Source organism: Amycolatopsis thermophila (assembly GCF_030814215.1).
Classification (GTDB): domain Bacteria; phylum Actinomycetota; class Actinomycetes; order Mycobacteriales; family Pseudonocardiaceae; genus Amycolatopsis_E; species Amycolatopsis_E thermophila.
The window spans coordinates 1,734,279-1,753,032 of record NZ_JAUSUT010000001.1 but is presented as its reverse complement, the minus strand read 5'-3'; the positions used below and the strand labels follow the sequence as shown (position 1 = coordinate 1,753,032).

General features: G+C 71.2%; 18 protein-coding genes. 16 read left to right on the top strand and 2 right to left on the bottom strand.

Annotated elements, in window-relative coordinates; all coding sequences use genetic code 11:
• Positions 1 to 7: 7 nt before the first annotated feature.
• Positions 8 to 1,507 carry a M1 family metallopeptidase gene (locus tag FB470_RS08515; RefSeq protein ID WP_306990227.1) on the top strand — a complete coding sequence of 500 codons (1,500 nt, stop codon included), beginning with the start codon at positions 8 to 10 and terminating at the stop codon, positions 1,505 to 1,507.
• 24 nt (positions 1,508 to 1,531) lie between these two features.
• Positions 1,532 to 2,014 carry a DUF3592 domain-containing protein gene (locus FB470_RS08510; RefSeq protein WP_306990226.1) on the top strand — a complete coding sequence of 161 codons (483 nt, stop codon included), beginning with the start codon at positions 1,532 to 1,534 and terminating at the stop codon, positions 2,012 to 2,014.
• Positions 2,015 to 2,016: 2 nt separating this feature from the next.
• Here the strand turns inward: FB470_RS08510 and FB470_RS08505 are convergent, their stop codons facing one another.
• Entirely contained in the window at positions 2,017 to 2,427 is a 411-nt protein-coding gene (locus FB470_RS08505) for a zinc-ribbon domain-containing protein (RefSeq protein WP_306990225.1), read from the bottom strand.
• A 35-nt stretch (positions 2,428 to 2,462) separates the two neighbouring features.
• Entirely contained in the window at positions 2,463 to 3,308 is an 846-nt protein-coding gene (locus FB470_RS08500) for an inositol monophosphatase family protein (RefSeq protein WP_306990223.1), read from the bottom strand.
• Positions 3,309 to 3,450: 142 nt separating this feature from the next.
• Here FB470_RS08500 and FB470_RS08495 point away from each other — a divergent pair, with 142 nt between their 5' ends.
• From FB470_RS08495 to nuoI, 14 genes are all read left to right on the top strand, one after another.
• The gene (locus FB470_RS08495) at positions 3,451 to 4,572 is read left to right on the top strand and encodes a glycosyltransferase family 4 protein (protein WP_306990220.1); all 1,122 of its coding nucleotides are present in this window, start codon (positions 3,451 to 3,453) and stop codon (positions 4,570 to 4,572) included.
• Positions 4,573 to 4,576: 4 nt separating this feature from the next.
• Positions 4,577 to 5,683, top strand: a complete 1,107-nt coding sequence (locus tag FB470_RS08490) for a glycosyltransferase family 4 protein (protein WP_306990218.1) — start codon at positions 4,577 to 4,579, stop codon at positions 5,681 to 5,683.
• Between the two features lies 1 nt (position 5,684).
• Entirely contained in the window at positions 5,685 to 6,395 is a 711-nt protein-coding gene (locus FB470_RS08485) for a demethylmenaquinone methyltransferase (protein WP_306990216.1), read from the top strand.
• A gap of 42 nt (positions 6,396 to 6,437) precedes the next feature.
• Complete coding sequence (locus FB470_RS08480) at positions 6,438 to 7,709, top strand: geranylgeranyl reductase family protein (RefSeq protein ID WP_306990215.1); 1,272 nt, start codon at positions 6,438 to 6,440, stop codon at positions 7,707 to 7,709.
• 75 nt (positions 7,710 to 7,784) lie between these two features.
• Positions 7,785 to 8,801: a fatty acid desaturase family protein gene (locus tag FB470_RS08475; RefSeq protein ID WP_306990214.1), complete on the top strand. Its 1,017-nt coding sequence runs from the start codon at positions 7,785 to 7,787 to the stop codon at positions 8,799 to 8,801.
• A gap of 326 nt (positions 8,802 to 9,127) precedes the next feature.
• On the top strand, positions 9,128 to 9,538 hold the full coding sequence (locus tag FB470_RS08470) for an NADH-quinone oxidoreductase subunit A (protein WP_306990213.1): 411 nt from the start codon (positions 9,128 to 9,130) through the stop codon (positions 9,536 to 9,538).
• A 12-nt stretch (positions 9,539 to 9,550) separates the two neighbouring features.
• Complete coding sequence (locus FB470_RS08465) at positions 9,551 to 10,093, top strand: NuoB/complex I 20 kDa subunit family protein (RefSeq protein ID WP_306990211.1); 543 nt, start codon at positions 9,551 to 9,553, stop codon at positions 10,091 to 10,093.
• A gap of 6 nt (positions 10,094 to 10,099) precedes the next feature.
• Entirely contained in the window at positions 10,100 to 10,852 is a 753-nt protein-coding gene (locus tag FB470_RS08460) for an NADH-quinone oxidoreductase subunit C (RefSeq protein WP_306990209.1), read from the top strand.
• A complete protein-coding gene (locus FB470_RS08455) occupies positions 10,849 to 12,231 on the top strand; it encodes an NADH-quinone oxidoreductase subunit D (RefSeq protein WP_306990208.1) in 1,383 nt (460 codons plus the stop codon). Before FB470_RS08460 ends, FB470_RS08455 begins: the two co-directional genes overlap by 4 nt.
• Positions 12,228 to 12,968, top strand: a complete 741-nt coding sequence (gene nuoE / locus FB470_RS08450; RefSeq protein ID WP_306990207.1) for an NADH-quinone oxidoreductase subunit NuoE — start codon at positions 12,228 to 12,230, stop codon at positions 12,966 to 12,968. Before FB470_RS08455 ends, nuoE begins: the two co-directional genes overlap by 4 nt.
• Positions 12,968 to 14,248: an NADH-quinone oxidoreductase subunit NuoF gene (gene nuoF / locus FB470_RS08445; RefSeq protein ID WP_306990206.1), complete on the top strand. Its 1,281-nt coding sequence runs from the start codon at positions 12,968 to 12,970 to the stop codon at positions 14,246 to 14,248. The genes nuoE and nuoF overlap by 1 nt, the downstream gene beginning before the upstream one ends.
• A complete protein-coding gene (locus tag FB470_RS08440; RefSeq protein ID WP_306990204.1) occupies positions 14,245 to 16,710 on the top strand; it encodes an NADH-quinone oxidoreductase subunit G in 2,466 nt (821 codons plus the stop codon). Before nuoF ends, FB470_RS08440 begins: the two co-directional genes overlap by 4 nt.
• Complete coding sequence (nuoH, locus tag FB470_RS08435) at positions 16,710 to 18,047, top strand: NADH-quinone oxidoreductase subunit NuoH (protein ID WP_306990203.1); 1,338 nt, start codon at positions 16,710 to 16,712, stop codon at positions 18,045 to 18,047. The genes FB470_RS08440 and nuoH overlap by 1 nt, the downstream gene beginning before the upstream one ends.
• Positions 18,034 to 18,600, top strand: coding sequence for an NADH-quinone oxidoreductase subunit NuoI (gene nuoI, locus FB470_RS08430; RefSeq protein WP_306990202.1), 567 nt, complete (start codon positions 18,034 to 18,036; stop codon positions 18,598 to 18,600). Before nuoH ends, nuoI begins: the two co-directional genes overlap by 14 nt.
• Positions 18,601 to 18,754: the final 154 nt, after the last annotated feature.

Here is an 18,754-nt window from a genome sequence, read left to right as displayed (position 1 = left end):
CCCCGCCATGCGTCTGCGAACTCGCGCCGGCCTGGGGGCCGTGACCACCGGAATCGCGATCGTTCTGCTCGCTTCGACAGCCACCGCGGCACCGGCGCCGGGAGCGTCCGGCGCGGGCGACCCGTACTACCCCTACGCGGGCAACGGCGGTTATGACGTCTCGCACTACGACATCCGCCTCACCTACCAGCCGGCCACCGACCAGCTCGCCGGCACGACGACCATCCTCGCGACCACCACGCAGGAGCTGTCCAGTTTCGACCTGGACTTCGGCCTGAAGGTCAGCTCGATCCGGGTCGACAACGTCCCGGCCGCCTTCACCGTGCTGCGGGAGGGTGAGCTGGTGGTCACGCCCCGCAAGCCGCTGGCGAAGAACCGGCCGGTCACCGTCGTCGTGACCTACGCCGACACCCCGTCGAAGGTCGTCATCGACGGCTACACGGCCTGGAAGAAGACCCCGGACGGCGCCCTCGCCGTGGACGAGCCGCAGAACGCGCAGTGGTGGTACCCCTCCAGCGACCACCCGACGGACAAGGCGACCTACGACGTCTCGGTCGAGGTGCCCGACGACGTCGCCGCCCTGTCCAACGGCACCCTCGTCCGCAAGACCGGGCAGCGGGCCGGCTGGACCCGCTGGAACTGGCGCAGCACGCAGCCGCAGAACACCTACGCCACCACGCTCGAGGTCGGGAAGTTCGAGGTCGGCCAGTCGACGACGCCGGGCGGGCAGCCGTTCGTCACCGCCTACGACCCGGCCACCGGTGACTCGCTCGGCGCGGCCAAGGCCAGCGTCGAGCGCACCCCGGAGATCGTCGAGTTCCTGGCGAGCCAGTTCGGCGAGTACCCGTTCGAGGCGCAGGGCGGCGTGGTCAGCACCGGCCTGACCTTCGCGCTGGAAGCCCAGACCCGTCCGGTGTACAGCCACAAGTTCTTCGCTTCCGGCGCGAACACGTCGGTGGTGGCGCACGAGAACGCCCACCAGTGGTTCGGCGACTCGGTGTCGCTGGGCCGGTGGAGCGACATCTGGCTCAACGAAGGCTTCGCCAGCTACGCCGAATACCTGTGGTCGGAGCACCAGGGCGAGGGCACGGCGGCCGAACTCGCCCAGTACGTGTACGACTCCTACCCGGCCGGCGACCCGTTCTGGCAGGTCCTGCCCGGCGACCCGGGCGCGGCGAACCAGTTCGACGACGCGGTCTACGACCGCGGCGCGCTGGCCGTGCAGGCATTGCGGACCGCGGTCGGCGACGAAGCGTTCTTCACGATCCTGCGCACCTGGGTGGCCCGGCACCGCGGCGACGACGCTCGCATCGCCGACTTCGTCGCGCTGGCCGAGCAGGTCTCCGGCAAGCCGCTGCAGCAGCTGTTCCGGACCTGGCTGTTCACCGCGGGCAAGCCGGCCACCGGCCCCAACGGCACCGCGACCCGGCGCGCGGCGGCCCGGCCGGAGTCCTACCCGGCGATCCAGCGGACCCACCAGGTGCTGGCGGCCGGAGACAGCCGTTAACCCGCACCTTCTATGCTCGGACGAGTGACGGTGAGAACTCTGTGGTGGCTGAAGGTCGGCCGTCGCTGCGTGCTCGCCGTCGCCGTCGTGATCACGGTGCTGTGCGCCGGGCTGCTGCTGGCCGCGATCCGCAACGACCAGGCGATCACCAGTCGGCTCGGCACGGCGACGGCCGAGGTGGACGCGGTCGCCTTCGACCGCACGATCATCCGGTTCGAGACCCCCGACGGGATCGTGCACATCCCGCCGAACGGCGTGCTCTACCCGAGCGGCCTCACGGCCGGTGACCTGGTGCGCATCGAGTACGACGCGGCGGACCCGGACCTCGCGCGCGTGGCCGGGCGCACCGCGACGCTGACCCTGCTGCCGCTGGGCACGACGGTCCTGATCACCTGGCTGGTCGCCGCCGCGGTGTCCTGGCTGATCCGCCAGCGGGAGCGGCGCGCGGTGCCGGCGGTCCCGGAGGTCGCCGTCGCGGACGGCGACACCCCGGTCAAGTCCGGCTGACCTCAGAAGCTCTGCCGCGGCGGCTGGATCTGCTGCTGCGGGTACTGCTGCATCTGCTGGGGCGCGTACCCCGGCTGCGGCGGCTGCTGCGGGTACCCGGCCTGCGGGTACCCGGCCGGCGGCTGACCGGCGCCCGGCACGGCCTGCTGCGGCGCGGGAACCTGCTGCTGGGCGGTCGCCTGCTGCATCGCCTGGACCTGCTTGGCCTCGTCCTTGGTCAGTTTGTTGGTCATGCCGCAGAACGTGCACACCGTGAAGTACTTCGAGCTGATCGGGAACAGCGGGATGAAGAACAGCGTGAACTTCGTGACGGCGCGGCGCAGCGCGTGGGCACTCGGGTTGTGGCAGTTGCCGCACAGGTAGGTGGCGGTGGCCAGCTCCTGGACGCTCCTGCGCCAGCCGTAGATGATCATGAGGATTCGCTCCCGGGTCCGTGGTCTCGTCGGACCTAGGACGCGCGGATCCCCTGTTCGGTTTCCTGCCACCAGGACAGAACTTCCCCGGCGACGCTCGGTGCGGCGACGAGCAGGCCGTCGGTCGGCAACGGGCTGTCCGAGCCGCGCCGGTCGAGCACGACGGCGCCCGCTTCGATGGCCAGCGCGACCGAGCCGGCCACGTCCCATTCGTGATAGCTGTGCAGCACGGCGGCGATCGCGTGCCCGAGGGCGACCTGCGCGATCGACAGGGCCGCCGACCCGAGCACCCGGACGCCCGCGTGGGCTTCGGCCGCGCGCTCGATGAACGAGCCCATGCCCGGCCACGGGCCCTTGCGGGCCAGTTCGGTGCACACGATCGACCCGGCGATCCGGTCGCGGTCGGCGAGCCGGACCGGCCTGCCGTTGGCGCGGGTGCCCCGGCCGCGGGCGGCGGCGTAGATCTGGGCGCGGTAGGGGTCGGCGACCACGCCGACGACCGGACCGGACCCGTCGACCAGCGCGAGGCTGTACGCGCACCACGGCACCCCGGCCACGTAGTTGGCGGTGCCGTCCACCGGGTCCACCACCCAGCGGTAGGTGGCCCGGTCGGCACCGGTGTCGGCGCCGAACTCGCCGCCCACCACCGGTATGCCCGGGAACTCCGCGGTCAGCACGCGGCGGGTGTGCCGCTCCAGGATGCGGTCGGTGTCGGTGACCCAGTCGAACGGCGAGTCCGCGACGTCGGGGTGGGCGCCCCGGCCCGCGGTCGCGGTGATCACGTCGGTGGCCTCGTTGGCCAGCCGTCCGGCGACCTCGAGCGCTCGCGACAGCAAGCCCGGTTCGACCGGCTGGGACGGGCGGGCGGAGAGGAGGGTCACGCCCGCCGAGTGTGACGGTGCCAAGTGTCCGGTACACGACACCCAGGTGAAGTGGAGAAAGCTTCGGGAAGTTCGGGCACCGTTGGCCCGGACGTCACACGTCCTTCTCCGGGCGAACCGGACCGGCTGCCACGGTGGGATCGTGCGCGTCGCCATCGTCACCGAAAGCTTCCTCCCCCAGGTGAACGGCGTGACCAACTCCGTGCTGCGGGTCATCGAGCACCTGTCCGGCACTGGGCACGACGTCATGGTGGTCGCCCCCGGGCTCAGCGGTCCCACGCACTACCGGGGCGCTCCGGTGGTGCGGATCCCGGCACTGGACCTGCCGGTGGTCAACTCGCTGCCGATCGGCCTGCCCACCCGCACCGTGCTGACCGCGCTCGCCGCGTTCGGCCCGGACGTGGTGCACCTGGCGTCGCCGTTCGTGGTCGGCGCGCGCGGGCTGGCCGCGGCACGGCGCCTGCGGGTGCCCTCGATCGCGGTGTTCCAGACCGACATCGCCGGGTTCGCCACCGCGTACGGGCTGGGGCTCGGCGCGCGGGCCGCGTGGCGGTGGGTGCGCCGCCTGCACGCCAAGGCGGACCGGACGCTGGCGCCGTCCACCCAGTCGGTCGAGGACCTGCGCGCCCACGGCGTCCCGCGCGTGCACCGCTGGGGGCGCGGCGTCGACGTCGGGCGATTTTCGCCCGCGCACGCCGATCCCGGACTGCGCGCGCGGCTGGCACCCGGCGGTGAGCTGCTGGTCGGGTTCGTCGGACGGCTCGCCCCGGAAAAGGAGGTCGGCCGGCTCGCCGCGCTGGCCGGGATGGACGGTGTGCGGCTGGTGATCGTCGGCGACGGGCCGGACCGCGAGGAGCTGCGCGAACTCCTGCCCGGCGCGGCCTTCCTCGGCGCCCGCTACGGCGAAGAGCTGTCCGCGGCCTACGCGAGCCTCGACGTGTTCGTCCACACCGGTCCGCACGAGACGTTCTGCCAGGCGGTGCAGGAGGCGATGGCTTCCGGGCTGCCGGTGCTGGCGCCGGACGCGGGCGGCCCGCGGGACCTGGTCCTGCCCGGCCGTACCGGTTATCTGCTGCCGCCCGATCCGGCGGGGTTCGCCGGGGAACTGGTGCGGCGCGTGCGGGACCTGCGCGACCCGGCGCTGCGCGAGCGGCTGGGGCACAAGGCCCGCAAGGTGGTGCTGGGCCGGACGTGGCCGGCCGTGTGCGCGGAGCTGGTCGGCCACTACGAAGTGGTCACCGGCCGCGTCGCGCGAGCCGCCTGATGCCATGCACATCGTCCAGCTGGCGAACTTCTACGGGCCCCGCTCCGGCGGCCTGCGCACGGCTCTGCACCACCTCGGCGCCGGGTACGTCGCCGGCGGCCACCACGTGACGCTGGTGGTGCCGGGACCGCGGCACGCCGAGGAGCAGCTGCCGACCGGGGTGCGCCGGATCAGCCTGCCCGCGCCGAAGATCCCGGGCACCGGCGGCTACCGCGCGGTCGATCCCTACCGCGTGCGGGCGCTGCTGTCCGCGCTGCGCCCGGACCGGCTGGAGGTGTCGGACCGGTTGACGCTGCGCGGGATGGGGGTGTGGGCGCACCGCCACGACGTGCCGAGCGTGGTGATCTCGCACGAGCGGCTGGACCGGTTGCTGGAGCAGTTCCTCGTGCCGGGACCGCTGGCGCGGCGGGTCGCCGACGTCGCGAACCGCCGCATGGCCGCCGGTTACGACGCGGTCGTCTGCACCACGTCGTTCGCGCGGGAGGAGTTCGACCGGATCGGTGTCGCCAACGTGCGGCAGGTTCCGCTGGGCGTCGACCTCGCCGCGTTCCGGCCCGGGTACCGGGATGCCGCGCTGCGGGGCGAACTCGCGGCCGGCGCGGACGCCGTGCTGGTCCACTGTGGACGGCTGTCGCCGGAGAAGCACGTGGAGCGCAGTGTGGACACCGTCGCGGAGCTGACCGAGTCCGGTGACCGGGTGCGGCTGGTGATCGCCGGGGACGGCCCGCGCCGCCGGGCCCTGGAGCGGCGGGCACGCGGGTTGCCGGTCACGTTCCTCGGTTTCGTGTCCGACCGGGCGCAGGTCGCCCGGCTGCTGGCCAGCGCGGACGTGTCGCTCGCGCCCGGTCCGCACGAGACGTTCGGGCTCGCGGCACTGGAGGCGCTCGCGTCCGGGACGCCGGTGGTGGTGTCGCGGTCGTCGGCGCTGCGGGAGATCGTCCGCCCCGGCTGCGGAGCCGCGGTGGCCGACGTGGCGCGGGCGTTCGCGACCGCGGTGACCGGGCTGCTGGAGAGCCCGGAGGACCTGCGACGTGCGGCTTCGCGGTCTCGGGCGGAGGAATTCGCGTGGCCCGCGAGCGTGCGGGGGATGCTGACTGTCCTAGGCTCCTGACATGTCGCGAGCCAGTCTGGACAAGGATCCGCACGAGGTCGCCGCCATGTTCGACGGCGTCTCGGCCGGCTACGACCGGGCGAACTCGGTCATGACCTTCGGGTTCGACCGTCGATGGCGCACGACGACGTCCCGCGTCCTGGACGCCCGCCGCGGCGAGCGGGTGCTCGACCTCGCCGCCGGCACCGGGGTGTCGACCGCCGAGTACGCGCGCAACGGGGCGTGGTGCCTGGCCGCGGACTTCTCGCTGGGCATGCTCCGCAGCGGCAAGCACCGCCGCGTCCCGATGGTCGCCGCCGACGCGCTGCACCTGCCCTTCGCCGACGAGAGCTTCGACGCCGCGACGATCACCTTCGGCATCCGCAACTTCGTCGACACCAAGGCCGCGCTCGAGGAGATCGCGCGCGTGGTCAAGCCGGGCGGCCGGCTGGTCATCTGCGAGGTGTCGACGCCCACGTTCCCGCCGATCCGGTTCCTCTACCGCCGGTTCATCCTGTGGATCATGACGCTGCTCGGCCGGTTCGCCTCGAGCAACCCCGAGGCCTACACCTACCTGGCCGAATCGATGCTCGCGTGGCACGACCAGCGCAGCCTGGCGCAGATCATCGCGAACGCGGGCTGGACCAAGGTGGAGTGGCTGAACCTGACCTTCGGCGTCGTCGCCATCCACCGCGCTCAAAAGCCCACCCGCCGGCCCGACCACCACCCCTGACGGAGACGCTTCGCGTCGCAGTGCTCCCGTAAACTCCGGGGCATGACCCAGGACGCACAGGTAATCGTCGTCGGCGCGGGCCCGGCCGGATCCACCGTCGCGACGTACCTGGCGCGCGCCGGGATCGACGTCCTGGTGCTGGAGAAGACCGAGTTCCCGCGCGAGAAGGTGTGCGGCGACGGGCTGACCCCGCGCGGTGTCAAACAACTCATCGACCTGGGCATCGACACCAGCCGGGAGGCCGGCTGGGTGCACAGCCGCGGCCTGCGGATCCGCACCGCGGAGCTGACGCTGGAGATGGACTGGCCGGAGCTGACCAGCTACCCGCCCTACGGCGTGTCGCGCACCCGCCAGGACTTCGACGACCTGCTGGCCAGGACCGCGGTCAAGGCCGGTGCCCGCCTGCTGGAGCGCACCACCGTCACCGGCGCGATCACCGACGAGCGCACCGGACGGGTCGTCGGCGTCGAGGGCAGGCAGGGGCCGGGCAAGACCCCGGTCCGCTACCACGCTCCGCTGGTCCTGGCCTGCGACGGCGTTTCCGCGCGACTGGCCCGTTCGGTCGGCATCGAGACCGACGAGAAGCGCCCGATGGGTGTGGCCGTGCGCCGGTACTACAAGAGCCCGCGGCACGACGACCCGTTCATCGAGGGGCACCTGGAGCTGTGGGACCGCAAGGACCCGCGCAACCCGCGGCTGCTGCCCGGCTACGGCTGGGCGTTCCCGCTCGGCGACGGGACGGTGAACGTCGGGCTGGGGATGCTGTCGACGTCGAAGTCGTTCCGGAACACCGACTACCGGGCGCTGCTGCGGCAGTGGCTGGACTCGACGCCGGAGGAGTGGGGCTACCGCGAGGAGAACGCGATCGGCCGGATCGGCGGCGCCGGCCTGCCGATGGGCTTCAACCGCACCCCGCACTACCGCGACGGCCTGCTGCTGCTCGGCGACGCGGGCGGAATGGTGAGCCCGTTCAACGGCGAGGGCATCTCGGCGGCGATGGAGTCGGCGCAGCTCGCGGCGGAGTTCGTGGTGCAGGCGCTGGCCCGGCCGGAGGGCTCGTCGCGGGAGCGCGCGCTGCGCGGGTACCCGCTCGCGCTGAAGGAGCTGATGGGCGGCTACTACCGGCTGGGCAACGTCTTCGCGAAGGCCATCGGCAAGCCGAAGGTCATGCGCGCGGCGACGAAGTACGGGCTGCGGATCAACCCGCTGATCCCGCTGATCTACAAGGGCCTGTCCGGCTGTTACGACGCCAAGGGCGGCGACGCGGTGGACCGGATGATCTCGATCGCGGCGAAGCTGACGCCCAGCGCCTGAGGTGGGGCAGGCCCCACCACGGGCCCGGGTGCGCACCGGCTGCCGCACCGGCTCGCGGGGCAACAGACTCGGCGGGTGCCCACCACAGGAACCGAAACCGGCAGTGACTTCGCCCGGCTGTCCCAGCGCGTCAAGCAGGCCGGCCTGCTGAACCGGCGCCCCGGCTACTACGCCGTGCGCGCCGGCCTGGTCACCGTCCTGTTCGCCTGCTCCTGGACGTTGTTCGCCTGGATCGGCGACTCGTGGGCGACCCTGGTGGTCGCCGTGCTGCTGGCCGTCCTGTTCGGCCAGGTCGCCCTGCTGTCGCACGACCTGGCGCACCGGCAGGTGTTCCGCACCCGCCGCCCGAGCGAGGTCGCCGGGATGCTGGCGGGCAACCTCGGCATCGGCCTGAGCTACGGCTGGTGGATGGACAAGCACACCCGCCACCACGCGAACCCCAACCACGAGGAACTCGACCCGGACGTCGCACCGGACATCCTCGTGTGGTCGCGGAACCAGGCCGGGGCGAGTCGCGGACTGCCCCGGTTCATCGGACGACACCAGGCGTTCCTGTTCTTCCCGCTGCTCACGCTGGAGGGTCTCAACCTGCACTGGTCGAGCATCCGCGCGGTGCGCGGGCCCGGGCTGCGGCAGCGGTGGCTGGAGGCGGGCCTGCTGTGCACGCACTTCGCGCTGTACCTGGGCGCGGTGTTCCTGGTGCTGTCACCGGTGAAGGCGCTGGTGTTCATCGCCGTGCACCAGGGGTTGTGGGGCGTCTACCTGGGATCGATCTTCGCGCCGAACCACAAGGGCATGCCGACCCTGACCGGCGGCGAGCGGGCCGACTTCCCGCGGCGGCAGGTGCTCACGTCCCGCAACGTGCGCGCCGGTCGCTTCGTCGACATCGCGATGGGTGGTCTGAACTACCAGATCGAGCACCACCTGTTCCCCAGCATGCCGACCCCGCACCTGCGGCTGGCGCAGCCGATCGTGCGGAGCTACTGCGCCGAGATCGGGGTGCCCTACGCGGAGTCCGGCTTGATCGGCTCCTACGGCCAGGCGCTGCGGCACCTCCACGAGGTCGGCGAGCCGCTCCGGCGGGCGCGGTAGATGATCCCCGTCACAGCCGTTCGTGCGTGATCTGAGCCGCAACCGGAGCGGGTTGCGCGTCCTCACCGTGGGTTACATCACACGATTCCTGCGCTGCGTGATCACGATGATCCTTTTAGTGCTGGTCTTGGGCTTATGGCCGCCTACCAGGGCGTCTTTTGGTTAGGTTGCCCTTATCCGAAACACCCCGAGACAACAATGTGAGCCACGTCCTACACTGCACCCATGCTTTGTGAACGGGTTCACAACTTCGCAGGGAAGCTTGTGAACTATTTCACAAGCGGCACGTTCGCAACGGCGCGGAAAGGACGGCATTCACCGTGCTGATGTCGCAGTCCCCAGGTTCCCTCGCGCAGGCCACCTCGTCGCCGGGGCTGGAGATGTACCTGCCCCTGGTCATGTTGTTCGTCCTCGCCGCCGGGTTCGCGGTGTTCTCCGTGCTGCTCGGCCCGCTGGTGGGCCCGCGCCGGTACAACCGGGCGAAGCAGATGGCCTACGAGTGCGGCATCGAACCGTCCCCGCAGCCGCTGGTCGGTGGCGGCCGCATGCCGGTCGCCTACTACATCACCGCGATGCTGTTCATCCTGTTCGACATCGAAATGGTCTTCCTCTACCCGTTCGCCGTCTCGGCGGACGCGCTCGGCCTGTTCGGCCTGGTGGAGATCGTCTTGTTCATCGCGACCGTCGGCTTCGCCTACGCCTACGTCTGGCGGCGTGGCGGGCTCGACTGGAACTAGGGGAGGGACGTCATGGGACTCGAAGAGCAGCTCCCCAACGGCATCCTGCTGGCCAGCCTGGAGAAGCTGGTCAACTGGGCCCGCAAGAACTCGCTGTGGCCGGCCACGTTCGGCCTCGCCTGCTGCGCGATCGAGATGATGACCGTCGGCGGTTCTCGCTACGACATCGCCCGCTTCGGCATGGAGCGCTTCTCCGCCACCCCGCGCCAGGCCGACCTGATGATCGTCGCCGGGCGGGTCACGCAGAAGATGGCTCCGGTCCTGCGCCAGATCTACGACCAGATGGCCGAGCCGAAGTGGGTGCTGGCGATGGGCGTCTGCGCCTCCTCGGGCGGGATGTTCAACAACTACGCCGTCGTGCAGGGCGTCGACCACATCGTGCCGGTCGACATGTACCTGCCCGGCTGCCCGCCGCGGCCGGAGATGCTCCTCGACGCGATCCTCAAGCTGCACGCCAAGATCGCCGACGAGCCGCTCGGGCCGCGCCGCGCCGCGCTCAAGGCCGGGCACCAGACCGAGCTGATCCCGTCGTCGATCAAGTACGCGAAGAAGTGATGCGGCATGGCTGAAGAAACCCCCGAGCCCGGCGGCGAGCAGTCGAGCGCCCAGCGTCCGGACGCCGGACTGGAGCCGCGCGGACCGCGCCCGGCGCAGCCGATCGTCGCCGGGCGCGAGCGCCGCGGCATGTTCGGCGTCCGCGACAGCGGTGACACCTCCGGTTACGGCGGCCTGCGGCTGCCCGCCTACCTGCCGCCGCCCGCGGAACGGCCCTACGGTGGCTGGTTCGACGAGTTCGCCGACCAGTTCTTCGCCGCGCTGGCCGAGAACGGCGTGCCCGCCGAGTCGGTGCACCAGGTGACCGTCGACCGCGGCGAGATCACCCTGTACGTCGGCCGCGAGCACCTCGTCGCGATGTGCCGCATCCTGCGCGACGACGCCGGGCTGCGGTTCGAGCTGTGCAGCTCGGTGTCCGGTGTGGACTACGGCCCGGACGTGCCGCAGCGGCTGCACTCGGTGTACCACCTGACGTCGATGACCTACCGGCGGCGCATCCGGCTGGAGGTCGCGGTCGACATCGAGGACGCGCACATCCCGTCCATCGTGGAGGTCTACCCGACGGCCGACTGGCAGGAACGCGAGGCGTGGGACCTGTTCGGCATCGTCTACGACGGCCACCCGGCCCTGACGCGGATCCTGATGCCGGACGACTGGGACGGTCATCCGCAGCGCAAGGACTACCCGCTCGGCGGGATCCCGGTGGAGTACAAGGGCGCGGAGATCCCGCCCCCCGATCAGCGGAGGTCGTACTCGTGACTACCGATCGAATCGCGGACGTCAGCACCGGTACGGACACCACGGACGCCGGCCGCGACAGCGCGGACAGCACCGCCGAGTACGCCGAATCCCGGGACACCACCGAAGGCCGCATCTACCACGTCAGCGGCGGCGACTGGGACGACGTGCTGGAGGACGCCCAGCACGACGAGCGGATCGTCATCAACATGGGCCCGCAGCACCCGTCCACGCACGGCGTGCTCCGGCTCGTGCTGGAGCTGGAGGGCGAGACGGTCACCCAGCTCCGGTCGGTCATCGGCTACCTGCACACCGGCATCGAGAAGAACTGCGAGTACCGCACCTGGACCCAGGGCGTCACGTTCGTGACGCGCATGGACTACCTGTCCCCGCTGTTCAACGAGCTGGGCTACTGCCTGGGCGTGGAGAAGCTGCTCGGCATCAAGGCCCCGCCGCGCGCCGAGCTGATCCGCGTCCTGCTGTGCGAGATCAACCGGATCGGCTCGCACCTGGTCTACATCGCCACCGGCGGCATGGAGCTGGGCGCCACGACCGCGATGACCTTCGGGTTCCGCGAGCGGGAAGAGGTCCTGCACCTGCTGGAGTACCTGACCGGGCTGCGCATGAACCACGCGTTCATCCGCCCCGGCGGTGTCGCGCAGGACCTGCCGGTGGACTGGAAGGAGAAGGTCAGCGAGTTCGTGCAGGTGATGGACAAGCGCCTGCCCCTGTACGACAAGCTGTTCACCGGTCAGCCGATCTGGCGCAACCGGCTCAAGGGCGTCGGGTACCTGCCGGTCGACGCGTGCCTCGCGCTCGGCGTCACCGGCCCGGTGCTGCGGTCCGCCGGCCTGCCGTGGGACCTGCGCAAGATCGAGCCGTACTCGCGCTACGACGAGTTCGAGTTCGACGTGCCGACCTCGACCGACGCCGACTGCTGGGGCCGCTACCTGTGCCGCGTCGAGGAGATGCACCAGTCGCTGCGGATCATCCGGCAGTGCCTGAAGAAGATCGAGCCGGGCCCGGTCATGGTGGAGGACCGCAAGATCGCGTGGCCCGCGCAGCTGTCGATCTCCAGCGACGGCATGGGCAACTCGCTCGAGCACGTCCGCAAGATCATGGGCCAGTCGATGGAGTCCCTGATCCACCACTTCAAGCTGGTGACCGAGGGCTTCAAGGTGCCGGCGGGCCAGGTGTACTCGCCGATCGAGTCGCCGCGCGGCGAGCTGGGCTTCCACCTCGTCTCCGACGGCGGCACCCGGCCGGTGCGCGTGCACGTCCGGGAACCGAGTTTCGTCAACCTGCAGTCCCTGTCGGCGATGTCAGAGGGCGGCCTGGTGGCGGACGTGATCGCGGCGGTCGCGTCGGTGGACCCGGTCATGGGAGGTGTGGACCGTTGAAGGCAGAGTCGACCGCGTCCGTTTTCGACGCGGACACGGTGGCCAAGGCGCGGGAGCTGATGGCCCGCTACCCGCAGTCCCGGTCGGCGCTGCTGCCGATGCTGCACCTGGTGCAGTCGGTGCAGGGGTTCGTCAGCCAGGAGGGCGTGACGTTCTGCGCCGAGCAGCTGGGGCTGTCCGAGGCCGAGGTCAGTGCGGTCGTCACGTTCTACACGATGTACAAGCGCAAGCCGTGCGGTGAGCACCTGGTCAGCGTCTGCACCAACACCCTGTGCGCGGCACTCGGTGGCGACGCGATCTACCGGACGCTGCAGGAACACCTCGGCGAGGACGGGAAACCGCTGGGGCACGAGGAAACCGCGGGCACTCCCGGTGAGCCGGGCTCGATCACGCTGGAGCACGCCGAGTGCCTGGCGGCCTGCGACCTCGCGCCGGTGCTGCAGGTCAACTACGAGTACTACGACAAGCAGACCCCGGACAGCGCGGTCGAACTCGTCGACGCGTTGCGGCGCGGGGAAAAGCCGCAGCCGTCCCGCGGTGCGCCGCTGGCCGACTTCAAGAGCGCCGAGCTGCAGCTGGCCGGGTTCTTCCCGGAGGACGAGCAGACCTACCGGTCGCAGGTGGACGGACCGTCCCAGGCGCCGGAGACCCTCATCGGCGCGCGGATCGCCCAGGAGCGGGGCTGGACCGCCCCGGTCATGGAGGACGTGCCGTTGCCGGAAGTGGAGAAGAAGTGATGGCCGACCCGCTCACGCCGGTGCTCACCAAGCGCTGGCTCTCGCCCAACTCCTGGCGCCTGTCCACCTACGAACAGCTGGAGGGCTACACCGCGCTGCGCAAGGCGCTCAGCGGCACGCCCGAGCAGCTGGTGCAGCTGGTCAAGGACTCCGGTCTCCGCGGCCGCGGCGGTGCCGGCTTCCCGGCGGGCGTGAAGTGGTCGTTCATGCCGCCCAACGAGGACAAGCCGCACTACCTGGTCATCAACGCCGACGAAGGCGAGCCGGGGACCTGCAAGGACATCCCGCTGATGATGGCCGACCCGCACTCGCTGGTCGAGGGCTGCATCATCGCCGCCTACGCGATGCGCTCGCACCACTGCTTCATCTACGTCCGCGGCGAGGCGCTGCACCCGTACCGGCGGCTGACCGCGGCGGTGCGGGAGGCCTACCGGGCCGGCTACCTCGGTAAGGACATCCTCGGCTCCGGGTTCGACCTGGACATCACGGTCCACGCCGGGGCCGGCGCCTACATCTGCGGTGAGGAAACCGCGCTGCTCGACTCGCTCGAGGGCCGCCGCGGCCAGCCGCGGCTCAAGCCGCCGTTCCCCGCGGCCGCCGGCCTCTACGCGGCGCCGACCACGGTGAACAACGTCGAGACCATCGCCAGCGTCCCGTTCATCGTCAACGGCGGCGCCGACTGGTTCCGCAGGATGGGCCGGGAGAAGTCGCCGGGGCCGAAGATCTACTCGATCTCCGGGCACGTCGAGCGCCCGGGCCAGTACGAGGCGCCGCTGGGCACGACCCTGCGCGAGCTGCTGGAGCTGTGCGGCGGCATGAAGGACGGCATCCCGCTGAAGTTCTGGACGCCGGGCGGGTCGTCGACGCCGATGTTCACCGCCGAGCACCTGGACATCCCGCTCGACTTCGAGGGCGCCGCCGAGGCCGGCTCGATGCTCGGCACGACCGCGGTGCAGGTGTTCAACGAGACGGTGTCGGTGCCGTGGGCCGTGATGAAGTGGACGAAGTTCTACGAGCACGAGTCCTGTGGCAAGTGCACGCCGTGCCGCGAAGGCACCTACTGGCTGGCGCAGATCCTGGAGCGGATGGTCGAGGGCCGGGGCACGGCCGAGGACATCGACACGCTGCTGGACGTCTGCGACAACATCCTCGGCCGGTCGTTCTGCGCCCTCGGTGACGGCGCGGTCAGCCCGATCACCAGCGGTATCAAGTACTTCCGCGACGAATTCCTCGCCCTGTGCGAGAGCAACAAGCGCGAGTTGGTGGGAGCACAGGCATGACGATCGCGCCGGAAAACCCCAAGACCGAGACGCCGGTGCCGGAAGGTCACGTCAAGCTGACCATCGACGGCGAGGAGGTCATCGCGCCCAAGGGCGAGCTGCTCATCCGCACCGCGGAGCGGCTCGGCACGGTGATCCCCCGGTTCTGCGACCACCCGCTGCTCGACCCGGCCGGGGCCTGCCGCCAGTGCCTCGTCGAGGTCGAGATGGGCGGGCGGCCGATGCCGAAACCGCAGGCGTCGTGCACGATGACGGTCGCCGACGGCATGGTCGTCAAGACCCAGCTGACCTCGCCGGTCGCGGACAAGGCCCAGCAGGGCGTGATGGAGCTGCTGCTCATCAACCACCCGCTGGACTGCCCGGTGTGCGACAAGGGCGGTGAGTGCCCGCTGCAGAACCAGGCGATGGCGCACGGCCGGGCCGACTCGCGGTTCCGCGACACCAAGCGGACCTTCCCCAAGCCGCTGCCGATCTCGACGCAGGTGCTGCTCGACCGCGAGCGGTGCGTGCTGTGCCAGCGGTGCACCCGGTTCTCCGCGCAGATCGCCGGCGACCCGTTCATCGACCTGCTCGAGCGCGGGGCGCACCAGCAGATCGGCACCGCCGAGACCGCGGACGTGTTCGACCTGGCGTCGCGGACCTCCTCGGGCGCGCCGTTCCAGTCGTACTTCTCCGGCAACACCATCCAGATCTGCCCGGTCGGGGCGCTGACCAGCGCGCAGTACCGGTTCCGCTCGCGGCCGTTCGACCTGGTGTCCTCGCCGAGCGTGTGCGAGCACTGCTCGTCCGGCTGCGCCGAGCGCACCGACTACCGGCGCGGCAAGGTGATGCGCAAGCTGGCCGCGAACGACCCGGACGTCAACGAGGAGTGGATCTGCGACAAGGGCCGCTTCGCGTTCCGGTACGCCACGGCGGCGGACCGGATCCGGCGGCCGCTGGTCCGCGACGCCTCCGGCGAGCTGCGGGAGGCGCCGTGGACGGAGGCGCTGCGGATCGCCGCGGAGGGGCTGGCCAAGGCCCGTGACAGTCGCGGCGCGGCGGTGCTCGCGGGCGGGCGGCTGACGCTGGAGGACGCCTACGCCTACGCGAAGTTCGCCCGCGTCGCGTTGCGCACCAACGACGTCGACTTCCGGGCGCGCGCGCACTCGCCGGAGGAGCTGGACTTCCTCGCCGCCCACGTGGTCGGCACAACGCCGGAGAACGGGGTGACGTTCGGCGCGATCGAGAACGCCCCGGCCGTGCTGTGCGTGGCGTTCGAACCGGAGGAGGAGGCGCCGATCGTCTTCCTCCGGCTGCGCAAGGCGGCGCGCAAGAAGGGCACCCGGGTCGTCCACTTGGGACAGTGGACGACGTCGTCGGTGCGCAAGACCTCCGGCGAGCTGCTGGCGTGCGTGCCGGGCTCGGAGGCCGCGGCGCTCGACGGGATCCCGGAGCACGCGCCGGACGTCGAGTCCGCCCTCGGTGCGCACGGCGCGGTCGTGCTGGTCGGCGAGCGGGCGGCCGAGGTGCCGGGCCTGTTCGCCGCCGTGCGGCGGCTGGCCGAGCGCACCGGTGCACGGGTCGCGTGGATCCCGCGGCGGGCGGGCGAGCGCGGGGCCCTGGAGGCCGGTGCGGCGCCGACGCTGCTGCCCGGCGGCCGGCTGGTCACCGACGAGGCGGCACGCGCCGAGGTCGAGGCCGTCTGGGGTGTGCCGGTGCCGGCCGAGCCGGGCCGCGACGCCGGCGACATCATCGGCGCGCTGGCCGGCGGGTACCTGTCCGGCGTGGTCGTCGGCGGTGTCGACCTGGACGACCTGCCGGACCCGGCAATGGCGCGGCAGGCACTGTCGCGGGCGGAGTTCGTGGTGAGCCTGGAGATGCGGGCGAGCACCGTCACCGAGCACGCCGACGTGGTCCTGCCGATCGCGCCGGTGGTCGAGAAGTCCGGCAGCTTCGTCAACTGGGAGGGGCGCCGCCGCCCGTTCGACGCGACGCTCGAGGGCACCGGCGCCCTCCCGGACTGCCGGGTGCTGGACACGCTCGCCGTCGAGATGGACGCGGACCTGTTCACCCAGACCCCGGTGGCCGCCTACGGCGACTTCGCGCGGCTGGGCACGTCGGCCGGTGCGCGTCCGACGTTCCGGGAGCCGGGCGTCGCGCGGCCGGTCCGCGACGTGGGGCCGGGCCAGGCGCGGCTGGCGAGCTGGCGGCAGCTGCTCGACGAGGGTTCGTTGCAGGCGGACGAGCCGCACCTGGCGGGGACGGCGCGCAGAGTGGTCGCGCGGATGTCGGCGAAGACGGCGGCCGGGCTCGGTGACGAGGTGACGGTGTCGACCGACCGGGGTGCGGTCACGCTGCCGGTGGAGATCGCCGACCTGCCCGACGACGTGGTGTGGCTGCCCGGCAACTCCGACGGCTCGCGGCTGCGCCGGACGCTCGGCGCCGGTCACGGGGCGGTCGTGGACATCGAGGGAGCGCGATGATGACTCCGTTCTTGGCGCAGGCCACGGACCAGATGACCAGGGCGGAGCTGCTGGCGGACGACCCGTGGTGGCTGGTGCTCCTCAAGGCGGTCGTGATCCTGCTGATCGGGCCGGTCCTGACCGTGTTCCTGATCGTGTGGGAGCGCAAGGCCATCGGCCGGATGCAGAACCGGCCGGGCCCGAACCGCGTCGGCCCGAACGGCTACTTCCAGTCCCTGGCGGACGCGATCAAGCTGCCGTTCAAGGAACAGATCGTCCCCGACGGCGCCGACCGGAAGGTCTACTTCCTGGCCCCGGTGCTGTCGGCGGTGCCCGCGCTGATCGCGTTGTCGGCCATCCCGTTCGGGCCGCGGGTGTCGATCTTCGGTGAGCAGACCGTGCTGCAGCTGGTCGACCTGCCGGTCGGGGTGCTGCTCGTCCTGGCCTGCTCGTCGGTCGGCGTGTACGGGATCGTGCTGGCCGGCTGGTCGTCCGGGTCGCCGTACCCGCTGCTGGGCGGGCTGCGCTCGGCGGCGCAGGTGATCTCCTACGAGATCGCGATGGGCCTGTCGATCGTCGGGGTGGTGCTGTACTCGCAGTCGATGGCGACCGGCGACATCGTCGCCGCGCAGTCCCACGGCTGGTACTTCTACCTGCTGCTGCCGAGTTTCGTGATCTACCTGATCTCGATGGTCGGCGAGACGAACCGGGCGCCGTTCGACCTGCCGGAGGCCGAGTCGGAGCTGGTCGGCGGGTTCCACACCGAGTACTCGTCGATGAAGTTCGCGATGTTCTTCCTCGCCGAGTACGTGAACATGGTGATCGTGTCGGCGTTCGCGACGACGTTGTTCCTGGGCGGCTGGATGTTCCCGTTCGTCGGGCTCGACTCGCCGTTGAACCAGGGCTGGCTGCCGATCCTGTGGTTCGTGATCAAGTTGTTCGCGTTGCTGTTCGGGTTCATCTGGCTGCGCGGGACGCTGCCGCGGTACCGGTACGACCAGTTCATGAAGCTGGGCTGGAAGGTGCTGGTGCCGGCGAACCTGGTGTGGATCCTGATCATCTCGACGATCCGCGCGATCCGGAACAACGGTGGTCTCACGACGGGGCAGATCCTGATCGGCGGGGCGATCGTGGTGGTGGTCGCGGTGGCGATCGCGCTGCTCGTGCCCGAGAAGAAACGCGCCGACGGCGATTCGGTGCCGGTCACCGGCGGCGGGTTCCCGTTGCCGCCGTTGGATCTGCGCGTGCCCGACGTGCCCGAGCGCGGTGCCGGGAAGCGGCGCCGCCGGGTGGCGGGTCGTACTTCGGAGCCCGCCCAGGTGGGCGCCGGGAAGGAGGGTTCCGATGGGACTGTTTGACCCCATCAAGGGTTTCGGCGTCACTTTCAGCACGATGTTCAAGAAGGTGGCGACGGAGGAGTACCCGGAGATCGGTGCCCCGGCCGCGCCGCGTTACCACGGGCGGCACCAGCTGAACCGGCACCCGGACGGGCTGGAGAAGTGCGTCGGCTGCGAGTTGTGCGCGTGGGCGTGCCCGGCGGACGCGATCTTCGTCGAGGGCGGCGACAACACCGAGGACGCGCGGTACTCGCCGGGCGAGCGCTACGGCAAGGACTACCAGATCAATTACCTGAGGTGCATCGGCTGCGGCCTGTGCGTCGAGGCCTGCCCCACCCGCTCCCTGACGATGATCAACTTCTACGAGCTCGCGGACGACGACCGCCAGAAGCTGATCTGGACCAAGGAGGACCTGCTGGCGCCCCTCCTGCCGGGCATGGAGCAACCCCCGCACCCGATGCGCCTGGGCGACGACGAGCAGGACTACTACGTGCACGGCCCGGAACTGGCCCGCGGCCGGGGCATCCCCGCCGGCGAGACGGTGGAGACCTCCCGCGAGGAGGCGATCCAATGACCGCCCCCACGATCGTGCCGCCGCGCGATCACGCTTCGCCAGTCCCGTTCCCGTCAGCCGTTCCCGGGGCCTGGCACCCGGTGCCGGCCTGGCACTCGGAGGCGGCCGGGCGCTCGGGGCCGGCCTGGCCGTCGGAGCCGGCCTGGCAGTCGGC

Coding starts and splice junctions, on each gene's coding strand:
- FB470_RS08515 (WP_306990227.1), top strand. CDS start 8: ATGCGTCTGCGAACTCGCGCCGGCCTGGGGGCCGTGACCACCGGAATC.
- FB470_RS08505 (WP_306990225.1), bottom strand. CDS start 2,427: ATGATCATCTACGGCTGGCGCAGGAGCGTCCAGGAGCTGGCCACCGCC.
- FB470_RS08490 (WP_306990218.1), top strand. CDS start 4,577: ATGCACATCGTCCAGCTGGCGAACTTCTACGGGCCCCGCTCCGGCGGC.
- FB470_RS08485 (WP_306990216.1), top strand. CDS start 5,685: ATGTCGCGAGCCAGTCTGGACAAGGATCCGCACGAGGTCGCCGCCATG.
- FB470_RS08480 (WP_306990215.1), top strand. CDS start 6,438: ATGACCCAGGACGCACAGGTAATCGTCGTCGGCGCGGGCCCGGCCGGA.
- FB470_RS08470 (WP_306990213.1), top strand. CDS start 9,128: ATGTCGCAGTCCCCAGGTTCCCTCGCGCAGGCCACCTCGTCGCCGGGG.
- FB470_RS08465 (WP_306990211.1), top strand. CDS start 9,551: ATGGGACTCGAAGAGCAGCTCCCCAACGGCATCCTGCTGGCCAGCCTG.
- FB470_RS08460 (WP_306990209.1), top strand. CDS start 10,100: ATGGCTGAAGAAACCCCCGAGCCCGGCGGCGAGCAGTCGAGCGCCCAG.
- nuoF (WP_306990206.1), top strand. CDS start 12,968: ATGGCCGACCCGCTCACGCCGGTGCTCACCAAGCGCTGGCTCTCGCCC.
- FB470_RS08440 (WP_306990204.1), top strand. CDS start 14,245: ATGACGATCGCGCCGGAAAACCCCAAGACCGAGACGCCGGTGCCGGAA.
- nuoH (WP_306990203.1), top strand. CDS start 16,710: ATGACTCCGTTCTTGGCGCAGGCCACGGACCAGATGACCAGGGCGGAG.
- nuoI (WP_306990202.1), top strand. CDS start 18,034: ATGGGACTGTTTGACCCCATCAAGGGTTTCGGCGTCACTTTCAGCACG.